Source organism: Flavobacterium movens, assembly GCF_039581425.1.
In the GTDB taxonomy this organism is placed as follows: domain Bacteria; phylum Bacteroidota; class Bacteroidia; order Flavobacteriales; family Flavobacteriaceae; genus Flavobacterium; species Flavobacterium luteolum.
In genome coordinates, this window is record NZ_JBCPXY010000002.1 from 551,588 (window position 1) to 567,484 (window position 15,897).

A 15,897-nucleotide genomic window follows, 5' to 3' on the forward strand; every position below is an offset into this window, starting at 1 on the left:
AGTTATTATTTTTTTTAGTTAATATGGTTTTGACATAGTTAATCGTTCAATACTTTAGGTATTAATCGGGCATTGTCAGGATCTAATTTAGTTTGTGATTTTATTTCCGATAAGAAACGAAAATTTAGATTGGATTTTTAACAGCACATGCACATATAACTAAAAGTGTTATAAGTGAATTTTTCAGGAAGAATGTAATGCGATGTGTAAGCCGTTGTTTTCAAAATGTAGTTCTTTAATTGTTTAAACTCTACTAATCCTATAGACAAAGTTAATTTTATTATAATGAAAACCAAAAGATTATTTAATTTTTTTAAGGAAAAGTATATTTAAAGACTGCGAAATATATTTTAAGCGTTTTTAAATGACTGTAAATTAATTGTTTAATGTTTTTGTTTTAAAAAACAAAAGTTGATTTAAACTATTTTGTTTATACAGTTTTTACTTGCTTTTTAATTATTAACTGAATGGTTTTAAACCTTTTCTTCTTTTGACTGGACTATTTTTTAATTTGATATGAATTAAATGAATTGCCCCCAGCTTTAGCTGGAGGTTTATGTTGTATAGTAGAAAAAAGGCTTTAGCCAAACTTTTAATTTTGGCTAAAGCCTCTGGAATGTTAAATCAAAAAACTCCAGCTAAAGCTGGAGGCAATTGAAAATTAAAAAATAATTCATTCCGTACGAATGTTTCGTTGGTAGAATTAAATTAGAAATACATTTAAACGTTCCGTAGGAACGTTTAATTAATGGAGCTATATATTATTTCTGTAAAATCAGGTGTTCTTACAGGACACAATTCTAAACAATACGATTTTTTCTACCAACGAGATATTCCTACGGAATATTTCAAGGTTTGAAAAGCAAAAAAGCGATAATCAATGTAATAATGATATTAAAGAATTGCGCAGCGAGAAAAGCAACTAAAGGTTTTCTGCTGTTGTTTTGAAGCAAATCTTTAAAATTGGTTTCCAAACCAATACTTGTAAAAGCTAAGGCAAACCAAAGTCCTTGCAGATTTTTTAAGCTTTCTTTTACTTCATCGCGAGTTTCTGGTGCAACGAAAAAAGAAAAAATAATAGAAGCTGCTATAAAACCAATGACAAATTTTGGAAAACGTTCCCAGATTACGCCTAGAGTTGGTTTCGATTTTTGAATCTCAGAAGATTGATTGTGAGTATATGTCCAATAAATAGAAATGGCAAAAGCGGCTATACCCAATAAAACGTTTTGAGAGAATTTGACAATTGTACTTATTTTTAAAGCCGTTTCGCCAACCAAAGTTCCAGACGCCACAACAGCTCCAGAGGTATCAATACTTCCGCCGAGCCAAGCACCTGTTACTTCTTCGGGAAAATTAAAATGACTGGCAATGATCGGCATAAAAATCATCATCGGAATTGCGGTAACCAAAACCATCGAAATGACATAGGACAATTTTTTTGAATCTCCTTTTATCGCTCCAGAAGTTGCAATCGCCGCTGATACTCCGCAGATTGAAACCGCACTCGAAATCATCATGGTTAATTCGTCATCGACTTTTAGTTTTTTGCATAACCAAAAAGCAAAATACCAAACCGATAAAACCACAACCAAAGCCTGTATTAAACCTAATGAACCCGCTTTTAAAATATCAGAAAAAATAACACTCGTTCCTAATAATACTAATCCGATTTTGACAAAAAGTTCGGTTGATAAGGCCGAACGAAACCACTCTGGAAGACGGAAGAAATTTCCAATAATTAATCCGATGGCCAAACTGAAAATGACTGCTTCTAGATTTAGCGCTTTTACCTCAGAATTTCCAGCAAGTATCAAGGCAATTACTGTCAGCAGATAAATGATTGGAAATCCTAAAACGAAATTTTTAACTGATTTCCCAACTAAGAAAGTGCCGATTATCCCAATAGAAATAAAATAAAGAAATTGAACACCAATGGTTTGAATGTTTTTTATTTCGAAAACATTATTTATTAAATCTGTTCCATTTGTCCATTTAAAAACGGGAACTTCTGGCAGAAAAAGAAAAAGAGAAATTCCGATAATTAGAAAGCCGAGAATAACGACGGTCCAGTCTTCGTGGATAGTAAATTGTTTTGTTGAGGTTGACATTAAGGCTTGAATTAAATTCTTTAAGAATATTATTTGAATTGCCTCCAGCTTTAGCTGGAGGTAAAAGTTTTGTGAGTAAGTAATAGGCTTTAGCCTAATAAAAAGTTTGGCTAAAGCCTTCTATATTTTGAATTTTAGACCTCCAGCTAAAGCTAGAGGTAATTGATTTATGGATTTCTCTAAAGATTACAAATCGACAAAGTATTTCTGTTTGCCAAAGTCAAATTCGTAATAAGTTAGATTAGGCCAAAGTGGTTTTATTAAACCCTTTTCCCAATTTTGCAGCGCAGTTTGCAATTCTTTTACCTTTTCAGGATTTTTTTGTGAGAGGTCTGTTTTTTCAAATTTATCAGAAGCAAGATTGTACAGCCATTTTTCATATGTTTTTCCACTAATAACTAGTTTCCAGTCGCCACTTCTAATCGCTTTTGCATCGCCCGAACGCCAGTATAAATCTTTGTGGGCAATTTTATTTTCATTTACTGTTTTTACTAAATCAACTCCGTCATAAATTCTGTCTTTTGGCAAATCAGAATCAATCGCTGATGCAATGGTTGTGAAAATATCTAGAGTGCTTACCGGATTTTTATAAACGGTGTGCGGTTTGATTTTTCCTTTCCACGAAAGTGCAAAAGGAACATTGATTCCGCCCTCAAAATGAGAAAATTTACCGCCTTTTAAAGGTGCATTTGTCGTAGCAAATGTATAATCGGCACCGCCATTATCGCTGGCAAAAAAGATTAAAGTATTTTCTTCAAGGCCTTCTTTTTTGATTTTTTCGCGTATTCTTCCAATCGCATCGTCTAAAGCGCTAATCATAGCAAAATAAACACGTTTGTTTTCATCTTTTACGTTCGGAAAACGATTATAATATTTTTTGCGAACCTGAAACGGAGTATGAGGCGCATTAAACGGAATATAAAGCAAGAAAGGTTTGTTCTTATTTTTATCAATAAAAGCTTCTGCTTCATCAGCAAACTTTTCGGTTAAATAGGCTTTTTCGTCAATAATGGTAGTATCTCGGCGAATTTGTCCAATTCCAACGCGACCATTTCCCCAAATCGTTTTGTCTGTAAAATCTTTATGATGATGATTGATAATGTCTGGATTATTATCCTCAGGGGCATAAAGCGAAAATGCCTGATAAAATCCGTAATGATAATCAAAACCTCTGTCTAAAGGAAAAAATCCTTTGTTGTGGCCTAAATGCCATTTACCAATAATTCCTGTGCTGTAACCTTGTCTTTTTGCTAAATCGGCAAATGTGATTTCAGATTTAGGAAGCCCTTGCGTTGCAATTGCAGCTTCATTAGGGTATTCGATTTTATCATTTAATCTCCAACCGTCTGTCTTGATTAAATATTTAAAACCATAATATTCTAAATTATTCTTCGGATAACGATCTCCCGGCTGATATTCGTGCCCAAAACGTTCCTGATATCTTCCTGTGATTAATCCAGCACGCGAAGGCGAACAGATTGCTGCAGATGCATAACCATCGGTAAAAGTAACTCCAGAAGCAGCCAAAGAATCAATCTGTGGAGTAGGAGTCGACTTTCCTCCATAAAGCGAAATATCATATTTGCCTAAATCATCGGCAAGGAGAATAATGATATTTGGCTTTTTTACTGTTGAATCTGACGGAGCTTTTGAAGCTAAAAATTCTTTTTTCCCTTCTGCCAATTTTAGATCTTCTTTGACTAATGTTCCATCTGTATTAATCGGCCAGAATAAAAATACTGCTATAAGCAGAAGCACGATCAAAATGGGGATAGCAATTTTGGTTATTTTTTTATAGGTTGCCATAGTATGGTTTTTGGTTTGTATTGATTGGAATGCTAGAGCTTTGAAAAAGTTTTTACGTTTTTTTGTCATTTCGACGAAGGAGACTCGAGCGATAGCGAACAGGCGAAGCAAATCTTCACGAGTAACTCCGCAACGAATATCCAATCTTTGTAGAGCTTCTTGCGAAGGTTTCTCCTTCGTCGAAATGACAATATTATGGTTACGTAAGTGTAAAAAGTTTCGAGATTATTTCGAAGCCAAAGCAACATCAACTTCACTCTTCAAATCATTTATCCCTTCTTTCTTAAAAATAATTTTTCCATTTTCGTATAAAATCAAAGTCGGGAAAACTTTCACTGTTTTTAAATCGGCAATAACCTGTGGACTGTCTTCCAGCTCAATTTCTACGATTTTCAAATGGGTTCCGTATTCTGATCGGATGGATTCTAAAATGGGTTTTACTTTTTTACAAGGCGCGCAGTATTTGGAACCAATATCCACTAGAACAGTTTTGTTATCGGCAATTATTTTATTGAACTCAGCCAATGACAATTTACTTTTTAGATTGGAATAAAAAGGTTTTCCGTTTCCAATCCAATTTGCAATTCCGCCTTCTAAACTATAGGCTTCTGAGAAACCATTTTTTAATAATTCTTTTTCTAAGGCTACACTTCTGCCAGCTCCGATAGAATAAATAAAAACAGGTTTAGATTTATCTAGTTTAGCAACAGATTGCGCGTAATTTTCAGATTGAAGATTAAAGTTTACAGCGCCTTCAATAGGGTTCAAAGCAAATTCTTCGGGCGTTCTCGCATCAACAATCTGCGGATTTTTTTGACTTTTTATTTTCGAATAAAATGAATCTAAAGATAATGAATTATGAATTTCATTTTGCGAAAAAGCAGCAATTGCCCATAAAAAGACAATTGCTGTTATACTAGTTTTAAAAAATTTATTTTTCATAGCTGGAAAGATTATACTCGTTCTAAAACAGGTTCAGGAGCTTCTTCAGTACTAACTGCCTTTGGTTTTAATGGAAATGATAATACTCCTTCGGCAAGAGAACTTCCTTCTTTTTTAGATTTAAAAATTGGCCAAAGAAACTGAGCGTACCATTCTTCTTGTTTGTACGATTTTGTTCCAAATGATTTTGGATATTGACGCGTAATCAATCCTGTTCCGAAAATGATATCCCAGATAAAAAACATATTTCCAAAGTTTCCTTTAAAGTGACCAACGCCGTCTCCGCTTGTGTCTGCATGATGCGCTTGATGTGTTGCAGGAGTAGAAATCAGTCTTTCTAAAACCCATGCAATTGGATGCAGCACTTTGTATTTGTAAAAAGGTTTATCCCAAGGAATACTGGAGTGCGCACCTAAAGTGATAAAACTTTTGATTACTAAAACAAATAAAGCAGGAAGTCCTAAACCTAAATAGGTTAATGTTGCTGTCAAATAAATTTGAGAGAAGAAAACCGTGTAAATAAAGTTTTGTCTAGAAGCCATCGCCATTCCCATATATGGAGCAGAGTGATGTGTTCTATGAAAACGCCATAAAAACGGAACCTGATGATGCAATCTATGGTACCAATACTGCGTTAAATCGTCTGCAATGGCAATTAAGAAAAAGCCTCCCCAAAATGGAACCCATGATAATGAATTTGCCAAATTTGGCAATAAATAAGGCAAAGCTGTTAAACTAAAAAAAGCAATTACAGGTGGTAAAAGCAATTTTGGCGCTAAGAAACAAACTATGTCAATTTTTCGTTCTTCGCCTGTCCATTCGTCATCGTACAGTCCAGCTGCAAATTCTATAATTCCTAAAACGATCATAAATACCGTTAATCCCCAAGTTCTGATATTAGCAAAAACAGGTTGTGCAAATTCTAAAAATGAAGGCAGTGTAATGTGCGATTCATTTATGGCTCCGCCTGTTAATTTGAAATACAGATAAATTGCCACTACCGGCAATGAATAAATGAAGAAACTTATTGTTAAGTCTCTCGTTAATTTTTCTTCTTGAACTATAGCCATGATTTCTTATTTTAAAAATTGATTTACTACTGCTAATCCGCCAGCCAGAATCGCCAGTGGAACTAAAAACAAGATTATCCCCACGACAATCTTTTTTCCTATAATTTCATAATCTACTCGTTTCATAATTACTCTTTTTTATGTCCTGCAAGGTTTTTCAAACCTTGTAGGTATGTTTTTTTAAGCTTTTAATTTAAACCTACAAGGTTTTAGAAACCTTGCAGGTTTGGTAATTAGTTATTGGTTCCTCCAGGTTTAGTGGCCTGTTTGATTAAGTCAGAAACTGTTTTTCCTTTATCAGCACCTGTATTGTGAATTCTTCTGTTGTACACATCTTGCCAATCGATCAAAGGGTAGACGTTGTTTTCTTTGGCTTGTTCATCAAATAATTTTTGAAGTTCAGCCAGTTTTTCAGGATATTTTTTCGCCAGATTATTACGTTCGTTGAAATCTTCGTTTAGGTTATACAATTCCCAAACATCGGTATCGAAGTTACTTGGAGCAGGTTTTTCGTTGCTTCCCAAAGATTTTTTTACTGCAAAAGAATCTGGTAGATGTGCAGCCGAAGCTTTCCATCCGTCTTTGTAAATGGCTCTATTTCCGAATATGTAGTAATATTGAACTTTGTGCAATGATTCGGCTTTCGGATTATCTAAAGAAGCTTGAAACGAAGAACCTTGAATAATATCTTGTTTGATTCCTTTAATATATTCTGGAGCCTTAATTCCTGCTATAGCCAAAGTTGTAGGAAGCAAATCGGTTACGTGGCTATATTGATTTCTGATACCGCCTTTATCTTTAATTCCGTTTGGATAAAAAACAATCAACGGATTACGAGTTCCTCCTTCTGAATGTGCATCTTGTTTCCAGTTTTTGAAAGGAGCATTGGTTGCTTGTGCCCATCCTAAAGGATAATTGGTATTTAAACCTTTTGCTGTTCCGATTTCTCCAATATTATTCAAATTGCTTTGGAAATTCTCTTCATCTGTTTTTCCTTGAGCAAACAAACTCTGATTGATTGTTCCTTGCAAAGTTCCTTCTTTACTAGCTCCGTTATCACCAATGGCAACAAAAATTAAAGTGTTATCCAATTGTCCGCTTTGTTTTAAATAATCCACAACTCGTCCGATTTCATAATCGGTATACGTCAGGAATCCTGCATAAACTTCCATGAATCTTGCATATACTTTCTTTTGGTCTGGAGTTAATTTTTTCCATTCCGTAATTAAAGCGTTACGATCTGGCAGTCCTGCATTTTGAGGAAATATTCCCAATTTCTTTTGGTTTGCCAGTACTTTTTCGCGGTAAACATCCCAACCTTCGTCAAATTTTCCTTTATAAGGTTCAACCCATTTTTCGGCAACCTGATGAGGTGCATGAACCGCTCCTGGAGCATAGTACAAGAAGAAAGGTTTTCCTGGTGCCGCTTTTTGCTGTTTTTGAATATAACTAATGGCTTTGTCTGTAATCAATTCGTTTAAGTGGCGTCCATCAGGTTTAATATGAGTTTGATCTTCCACCAAATCAGGATTGTATTGATCGGTTTGCGAACCTAAGAATCCGTAGAAATGATCGAAACCTTTTCCAGTTGGCCATCTGTCAAACGGACCAGCATCTGAAGCTTCTTCGTCTGGTGTAACGCCATATTTTCCAACCGCAAAAGTGTTGTATCCGTTGTCACGTAAAATCTCTGCAATAGTTCCTTTATCAGAAGGAATTCTTCCGTCCCAACCTGGGAAACCTGCTGATAGAATGGTGTGCGAAAATCCGCTTACGTGAACTCTTCCAGAATTTCTTCCCGTTAGTAAGGCGGCGCGAGTAGGAGCACAAATTGCTGTGGTGTGGAAGTTTGTATAACGAAGCCCATTATTTGCCAGATTATCAAAAGTAGGAGTGTTGATTAAACCTCCAAAGGTGCTTGAAGCTCCAAAACCAACATCATCCAAAAGAATCCAAACAATATTTGGAGCGCCTTTTGGTGCAGTTACAGGATCTGGCCAATATTCTTTGGAATCAGCCAGCGTTTTTCCAATTGTACCCTTAAATTCTTGTTTTTCCTGTGCAAATCCTAATTGTGCAATTAGGACAGCAGTAATCAAAAGCCCTTTCTTAGAGCCTTTGATTGAAATGCTATTTTTTAAATTTTTCATTTTTTATAGTTTTTTAGTTATATGGTTTTAAATAATGGTCTTGTTTTTTAAACATATAGAAGTATAGATTTGCTTTGTCCTAAAAAGGCGTTTCACTTGTTTAAATGCGCATATCAACTATCTGTGAGAAACATGTTTCTCTTTTAATTCTTTTATTAAAAAAAAAGCTATATTTCTATGTGTTTAAATTTCTAATATCCAGGATTCTGAGGCAAACCATCAGGGTTGATGTTTCTTTCGCTTTGTGGAATCGGATACAGATTATTTCGTTCTGCAACCGAATTTTTAGCCGTTACTTTTTTTACTTCGGTAACCAGAGTTCCCCATCTTACCAAATCGTACCAGCGTTGTCCTTCCTGAACAAATTCTTTTTTGCGTTCTTCCTGAATTGCTGCTCTAAAAGAGGTCTGATTTAATCCGACTAAATCTACAGAAGCATCCGGAGTTGTAATAGGTTTTCCAAAAGCTCTTCTGCGAACTTGATTGATTAATTCGTATGCTTCTGCCGTTGGTCCGCCTTGTTCATTTATCGCTTCCGCTAAAGACAAAAGAATGTCCGCATAACGAATAACAGGAAAGTTGATCGCTACGTTTGAAGGTGTTGCCAGATTAGACAAATCCAAGTATTTTTTGAAGATTGGTTTCGGAAAAGTGTAAAGAGTTCCCGTTGACGGATTAAGCAATTGTTTGGCATAACTTACGTCTCTTCTTTTGTCACCAGGGGCATAAATATCATAAAACAAAGCAACGTCTGAGATAATATCTGCTGGTTCTGTTGCGGTGAATCCCGTAAAAGAAGTGGCTTGAAAAGTACTTCCGCTAGAACCATTTCCTGCTTGATTTGGCTCAAATTGAACTGAAAAAATATGCTCTTTTCCGTTCTTTTTTGTTTTAGTGAAAATGTCTTGAAAATCTTCAAACAAAGCATATCCGTAACCTCCATTAATAACTTCTCTAGATTTTGCTATAGCATTTGGCCAGTCTCTTCTAGTCAGATATACTTTGGCTAAAATCGCTTTTGCAGCTCCCGATGTAGCGCGTCCAGCATCTGCAGCAGTATACGTTTTTGGAAGAGCTTCTGCATCTGTTAAATCTTTAATGATTTGATTATAAACTTCATCAACCGTAGAGCGATTGGTTTTTAAATCTCCCAAATTGATAGAAGTCGCTTCATGCAAAACAATTGGAACGCCGCCCCAAAGACGAACTGCTTGAAAATACAAGAGCCCTCTAATAAATTTAGCTTCATTAATCAATCTGGTTTTGATAATCTCTGAACCAGAAACTTTCGGAATATTGTCAATAGAAACATTGGCTCTGTTGATTCCGTTATAAATTTGTCTCCAAGCCACTTGAACACGATCTGAAGTAGCATCATGCGTTAAACTACTTAAAGCCCTTACTTGCGGATTGGTTGCGGAAACTCCCGCCGCCGCATAATCTGAAGCCATATCGGTTAAGAAATAAAGGTTTCTTCCAAACAAACTCTGCTCGCCTGGATCAAGGCTTAAAGAAGCATAAACTGCGGTTACGCTTGCAGTAGCATCATCTTGAGTGACAAAATAATTGTCTTCGGTTACAAATGAGGTAGGTGTTACCTCAAGATCTGCGCACGATACCAATAGACCGGCACTTAAAAGGAATGTTATAATTATCTTTTTCATTTTAATATCTTTTTACTTAGAAAGTTACGTTCAAGCCCGAGATGAATGTTTTGGAGTTTGGATAAGAGCCAAAATCAATTCCCGGATATAAGTTGTTTTGTTCGTATGAACTTACCTCTGGATCATAGCCAGTGTATTTGGTCCATGTGATTAGGTTTTCTGCTGAGATGTAAATTTTTACGCTTTTTGTTCCTATTTTTTTAGAAATGCTTTTTGGTAAAGTGTATCCTAATGTGATTAGTTTTAATCGTAAGAAAGAAGCGTCTTCAACATAGCGCTCAGAAACAATTCCTAACGGAGAACTAGAAGCTCTCGGAATTTCGTTACTCGGATTTGTTGGTGTCCAGCGATCATTTAAAGTTGCTGCTGCATTGGTTCCAAGAGTTGAAATTTCTAACTGCTGATTTAAAGCATTGAATATCTTTCCGCCGTATGCTCCTTGAAAAGAGAAATTCAAATCAAAATCATTGTATGAAATAGTATTACTGAAACTTCCAACAAATTTTGGCTGAGAAGTTCCTAAGTTTCCTTTGTCAAGAGCTGTAATTACGCCATCTCCGTTGGTATCCACATATTTTCTGTCACCTACTTTGGTGTTTGCTAAACTGTTGATTTTTGGCTGTGTATTAACTTCTTCTTGAGTTTGAAAAATTCCGTTGGTTTTGTATCCCCAGAAAGTTCCCAAAGGCAAACCTACTTTTACAATAACTGGCTGCTGCTGTAGTAAAGAACCATTTGGAACAACTGGAAAAAATTCGTTTACACCATTTCCGATCTCAGTAACTTTATTTCTGTTTAAAGAAAACACGATGTTGGAGTTCCAAGCAAAGTTTTCGGTTTTTATGTTTTCAGTTGTTAAACCGACTTCAAAACCTTTATTCTCAACTCCACCAATATTTTGAAGCACTGTTGCATAACCAGAGCTCAACGGCACTGGAACGTTAATTAAAAGGTCTTTTGTTTTTTTATAATACACATCAAAAACAAAATTGATTTTTCTGTCTAATAATGATAAATCCAATCCAACGTTATACTGATTTGTTTTTTCCCATTTCAAATCTGGATTTGCCAATCGGGTAGGAGCCAGACCTGTGTATAATGTTCCTCCAAAAGAATAGTTAACAGATCCCATTGAAGCCAGAGGCAGGTAGTTTCCAATTTCTTGGTTTCCTGTTGTTCCTGCTGTAATTCTCAGTTTGGCTTCGGTTACACCTTTAATGTTGTTGGCAAATTCTTCGTCAGTAATATTCCAAGAAAATCCAGCAGAAGGGAAATAGCCCCAAAGTGATTCTGAACCAAATCTAGAAGAACCATCCGCGCGACCTGAAAGCGTAAAGTTGTATTTTCCTTTATAAGAATAATTAACCCTTGCCAACCAAGATTTTAAAACACTCTCGTATGCTTCGCTGTATGGTTTTACCGCCACACCATCTTGAAGGGCATTGTAAGTATTGGCATCATTAACGAAAGTCTGAGCGCCAGCATTCACAACTTCGCCTTTAGTATATTGAAGTGTATAACCTCCCAAAGCAGAAAATTTATGATTTTCGCCAAAATGGGTATTATAATTCAGTGTGTTTTCATTTAAAACAGAACCTACTGATCTTTCTCCAATAGAAGCTAAACCTTTTGTTCCAGCTCCTGTTGTGGTGTTTGATGGCGCGTAATAGTTTTGTTTGGTATTTAAAACATCACCGCTTACAGCGACTTTTGCAGTCAATTCTTTATTGAATTTATACTCGCCAAATAAACTGGTTAGAATCCTGTTTAATTTGGTTTCGTTAGTTGTATTATCGAGATCATTTATTGGATTTGGAACATAACCATTTACAGAAGTTGCATAAGGATTATTGGTAACATTATAGCTTCCGTCTGCATTTTTAATAGGTACAACAGGAGCTGTTAAAAGCACACTAACAAGTGGGTTCGGATTTCTTCCAGCCGCCGCACCTCCATTTGTACCAACACCATTTGCAATTGAGTTGGTATAATTAGCATTTACACCAAACTTAAACTTCGGAGAATAATTTCTTTCATAATTTGCTCGAAGCGAAATACGCTTAAAATCAGAACCCAAAACAATACCATCTTGATCGAAGTAACCTGCAGAAACGGCATATCTCGATTTTTCATCTCCACCAGAAAAAGATAGATTATGACTTTGAACAGGGGCAGCAGTAATAAATGCCGCAGACTGCCAATCGTAATTTCCTGAAGTTTTTAAAGCCTCGATTTGTTCAGGAGAGAAAGAAGGCGCCTGACCAATACTTGCCTGAACGTCATTTCGTAAACTTGCCCATTCGCTGGCATTCATTAATCTCAGTTTTTTTGAAATATTCTGAAATCCGAAATAACCTTGATACGAAATATTATCTTGTCCTTTTGTTCCTTTTTTAGTCGTAATAATTACAACTCCATTTGCACCACGAGAACCGTAAATTGCTGTTGCCGATGCATCTTTTAGCACTTCTATCGATTCTATATCGGCAGGATTTATAGTAGATAAAACGTTTACACTTGCTCCGGCATAAGTTACTCCCGCGCCACTATTGTTGTTGTCATTGTAAATTAAAATTCCATCCACAACATATAGAGGTTCGTTACCGGCAGTAATTGAGTTTCCTCCGCGAATGCGAACACTTGAAGAAGCACCTGGACGGCCAGAACTTTGTGTGACTACAACTCCAGCTACAGCGCCTCTTAAAAGATTATCTGCCGATGAAGTTACCTGAGATAAATTGGCTTTTGGAACGGAAGCTACAGAACCTGTAATGTCTTTTCGTTTTTGAGTTCCGTAACCCACAACTACCAATTCGTCTAGTTCTTGGCGTTCTTCTTTAAGGTTTATGATTACTGGATTTTTCTCAACTACTATTTCTAATTTTTTATATCCGATGTAGCTTACGATTAAAGTGTACGGAAATTTCTGTCCTGTCTGAAAATAAAACTTTCCTTCTGCATCGGTCACCACACCATGAGTTGTTCCTTTGATGGTAACGGAAGCACCTATAATAGGCTGATTTGTAATGTCATCAACAACAGTTCCGTCTAGTTTTGATTGAATAAGCGGTGTGGTATTTTGGGCTTGTATTCCTGCCGTTATCAAGAGTAGAAACAGCAGTATGTGTATGTTTAACTTTTTTTTCATTTCTTTGTGTTGGTTTTAAGTAATTAACAAGACGCCCTGAGCACTGTTTATACAGCACTCTAATGGTGTTCTTGATTTAGTGATAAATGTTCTTTAAGCCTTGCCATTTCTGTTGCCGCAGAAATGGCTTTTTTTATTTACAGCAACAGGTTTGCATTGTTTTCATTTTAGTCTTTTTAGTTGTTAGTTCATTTAATTTGTTGAATAATAGATATGGTTTCAAGAATCTACCCAACACAAGTGAATGCATCAGAGAGACTTTTGGATAAAATTTAGTAAATATTTTTGGTAGTGTTTTTTTTGATTTGCCTCGATATAGAATCTAGAGGCAAACAAAATAAAAGGAGATTATTAACAACAGAAACACATATAACAAAAAGTGCTATAAGTGTATTTTTTAGGAAGAATGTAACGCGATATGCTTTCTGTTGTTTTCACAATAATAGTTTTTATGGTTTGAAATATTATTTTAAACTCTACTAATCCTATAGACAAAGTTAAATTTTATATAATAAAAACCAAAAATTTGTTGAGTTTTTTTTGAAAAATATACATTTACAGAGACATTGTTGACAGAATTATTTCTGTTATTGTCTTATTTTAAAGGTATTGACAGGTTTTTTAAGTTTCAAGCAAATGTTAAAAGAAATCTTATAAACTAAGTAAAATTGTAGTATTTTACACTTTATTTTCAAGTAAAAAACAACTTTGGAAAGATTTAGGAGTAATAAAAAAAGAAAAAAAATGACGAAAAAAACTATTTTGCTTTTTATTTTGTAAAATCTAAACTTGAATTTAAAGTTGATTTTGAATAAATTAGAGTAATTTTATACGTATCAAAAAGAAAATTCAAATTTTTTAATCAACCTAACGATAAATACTTATATTTGTATTAAGTATTTTTACTTAGTTTTATAATCCGAAGAAATGATAGAAGTAAAAGAAGCTTTAGAAATTGTTGCAGCAAATAGTTCTGTTTTGACCACTCAGAAAATCTCTGTGGATAAGGCGTTGGGATATATTTTAGCAGAAACAGTTTATTCGCCAATTTCAATGCCTCCTTTTCGCCAGTCAGCAATGGATGGTTATGCTTTTATTCATTCACGAAGACATCAGTTTGATGTAGTAGGAATTTCTCAAGCTGGAGATCATGCCAATATAAAACTAAAAGAGACTGAAGCCGTTCGTATTTTTACTGGTGCTTATGTTCCTAATGATGCAGATACCGTTGTTATGCAGGAACATGTAATGGTAAACGGAGATTCTATTCTGATTGCAAAAATGCCAGAACCTTTTGCCAATGTTAGAAGTAAAGGTGAACAGATTAATGCAGAAGATGTTGTTTTTGATGCCAATACCCTGATTACACCAGCTGCAATTGGTTTTCTAGCGTGTTTAGGAATTACAGAAATAACGGTTTATAAAAAGCCAAAAGTGGCTATTTTAGTTACAGGTAATGAATTGGTAAAACCTGGAAAAAAACTTTCAAAAGGAAAAATCTACGAAAGCAACTCTATAATGCTTCAAGCTGCATTGCAGACTATAGGCGTTAATAAAATTAAAGTTCATACTGTTAAAGACAATTTAAAAGCAACAAAAAAAGCCTTGGAATCCATTCTTAAAAAGAATGATATTGTGCTTATATCTGGCGGAATTTCTGTTGGAGACTATGATTTTGTAAAAGAAGCATTATTGAAAAACGGAGTAGAAGAACTTTTTTACAAGATCAATCAGAAACCTGGAAAGCCTATGTTTTTTGGTTCTAAAAAAGATACTTTGGTATTTGCGTTGCCTGGAAATCCTGCTTCATCTTTGACTAATTTTTACATTTATGTATATCCAGCAGTCAAAAATAAAATGGGATTTTCTAATACACATTTGCCAAAGATTGTTCGAAAATTAGATAGCGAGGTCGTAAATACCACAGGGAAAACACTTTTTTTAAAGGCATTGTACAATGAAACAATTGTTACGATTTTAGAAGGGCAAGCCTCTTCAATGCTAAATTCTTTTGCTATTGCAAATGGTTTGGTAATTGTGCCTCATGATATTGAAAACATTAAAAAAGGAGCTTCAGTAACAATCTTGCCCATTGATTAAAGGTTTTTAGAAAGGAAGAAGAAAGAGCAAAGAACAAAGATTAAATAGAAAAGAGATATTTAGATAAAAAACGGAAAGCGCTGTATAAATAAAAACATATAGCAAATAAAAAACGATTAAACAGTTAACCAAATAAACGATTAAACAAAAAACATGAGCCTCTTAACTTCCGAAAATATACTATTATTTAGTTTCGCCTTAATTATAATAGCGTTTTTATATTCAAGTGTCGGGCACGGCGGAGCATCAGGATATTTAGCATTGATGAGCATTTTTGCTTTTCCAGTTTCGGTAATGAAACCATCGGCTTTGCTGTTGAATTTGTTTGTTTCTAGTATTTCGTTTTTGTTTTATTATAAAAATAATTATTTCAAACCAAAGCTCTTTTATCCGTTTGCCATTGCATCGATTCCAGCAGCGTTTATTGGTGGTTTTATAACCTTAGATAATGCGATTTATAAAATTGTTTTAGGACTTGTATTGGTTTTTGCAGCGTTGAGGTTGTTTGGAGTCTTTAATTTTAGAGAAAAAGAGGAAGTAAAAATAAATCTTCCGTTTGCTTTGGCAATTGGTTTTGCCATCGGATTATTGTCTGGAATGCTAGGAATTGGCGGCGGAATTATATTAAGTCCGATTCTATTGTTTTTAGGATGGGCATCTGTAAAAGAATCGGCGGCAATCTCAAGTTTATTTATTTTTGTGAATTCATTTGCGGGAATGTTAGGATTCTTTTTAGGCGGAAAAACGATACCGATGGAAAGTTTTTATCTCGTTCCAATTGCTGTAGTAGGAGGAATGTTAGGAGGTTTTTACGGAAGCGGCTCTTTCTCTAACAGAACATTAAAAATGGTATTAGGGACAGTGATTTTAATGGCAAGCGTTAAATTGATCTTTCCTTGAAAATAG

The 15,897-nt window shown here is 35.0% G+C and carries 9 protein-coding genes; 2 read left to right on the forward strand and 7 right to left on the reverse strand.

Features of this window, described 5'->3' with window-relative positions:
* Positions 1-848: 848 nt before the first annotated feature.
* From AAYQ05_RS05730 to AAYQ05_RS05760, 7 genes are all read right to left on the reverse strand, one after another.
* The gene (locus tag AAYQ05_RS05730) at positions 849-2,111 is read right to left on the reverse strand and encodes a YeiH family protein (RefSeq protein ID WP_343541789.1); all 1,263 of its coding nucleotides are present in this window, start codon (positions 2,109-2,111) and stop codon (positions 849-851) included.
* Positions 2,112-2,297: 186 nt separating this feature from the next.
* The gene (locus AAYQ05_RS05735; RefSeq protein WP_343541791.1) at positions 2,298-3,917 is read right to left on the reverse strand and encodes a sulfatase-like hydrolase/transferase; all 1,620 of its coding nucleotides are present in this window, start codon (positions 3,915-3,917) and stop codon (positions 2,298-2,300) included.
* A gap of 225 nt (positions 3,918-4,142) precedes the next feature.
* Positions 4,143-4,859: a thioredoxin domain-containing protein gene (locus AAYQ05_RS05740; protein WP_343541792.1), complete on the reverse strand. Its 717-nt coding sequence runs from the start codon at positions 4,857-4,859 to the stop codon at positions 4,143-4,145.
* A gap of 11 nt (positions 4,860-4,870) precedes the next feature.
* Positions 4,871-5,929: a sterol desaturase family protein gene (locus tag AAYQ05_RS05745; RefSeq protein WP_343541794.1), complete on the reverse strand. Its 1,059-nt coding sequence runs from the start codon at positions 5,927-5,929 to the stop codon at positions 4,871-4,873.
* A 233-nt stretch (positions 5,930-6,162) separates the two neighbouring features.
* Positions 6,163-8,079 carry an arylsulfatase gene (locus AAYQ05_RS05750; protein ID WP_343541795.1) on the reverse strand — a complete coding sequence of 639 codons (1,917 nt, stop codon included), beginning with the start codon at positions 8,077-8,079 and terminating at the stop codon, positions 6,163-6,165.
* Between the two features lie 191 nt (positions 8,080-8,270).
* Positions 8,271-9,743 carry a RagB/SusD family nutrient uptake outer membrane protein gene (locus AAYQ05_RS05755; protein WP_343541797.1) on the reverse strand — a complete coding sequence of 491 codons (1,473 nt, stop codon included), beginning with the start codon at positions 9,741-9,743 and terminating at the stop codon, positions 8,271-8,273.
* Positions 9,744-9,759: 16 nt separating this feature from the next.
* On the reverse strand, positions 9,760-12,891 hold the full coding sequence (locus AAYQ05_RS05760; RefSeq protein ID WP_343541798.1) for a SusC/RagA family TonB-linked outer membrane protein: 3,132 nt from the start codon (positions 12,889-12,891) through the stop codon (positions 9,760-9,762).
* Positions 12,892-13,818: 927 nt separating this feature from the next.
* On the opposite strand from AAYQ05_RS05760, the gene AAYQ05_RS05765 reads away from it, so the two are divergent.
* Both AAYQ05_RS05765 and AAYQ05_RS05770 read left to right on the forward strand, forming a co-directional pair.
* Positions 13,819-14,991: a molybdopterin molybdotransferase MoeA gene (locus tag AAYQ05_RS05765; protein WP_343541800.1), complete on the forward strand. Its 1,173-nt coding sequence runs from the start codon at positions 13,819-13,821 to the stop codon at positions 14,989-14,991.
* A 153-nt stretch (positions 14,992-15,144) separates the two neighbouring features.
* The gene (locus AAYQ05_RS05770; RefSeq protein ID WP_343541801.1) at positions 15,145-15,891 is read left to right on the forward strand and encodes a sulfite exporter TauE/SafE family protein; all 747 of its coding nucleotides are present in this window, start codon (positions 15,145-15,147) and stop codon (positions 15,889-15,891) included.
* The last annotated feature ends 6 nt before the right edge of the window (positions 15,892-15,897 follow it).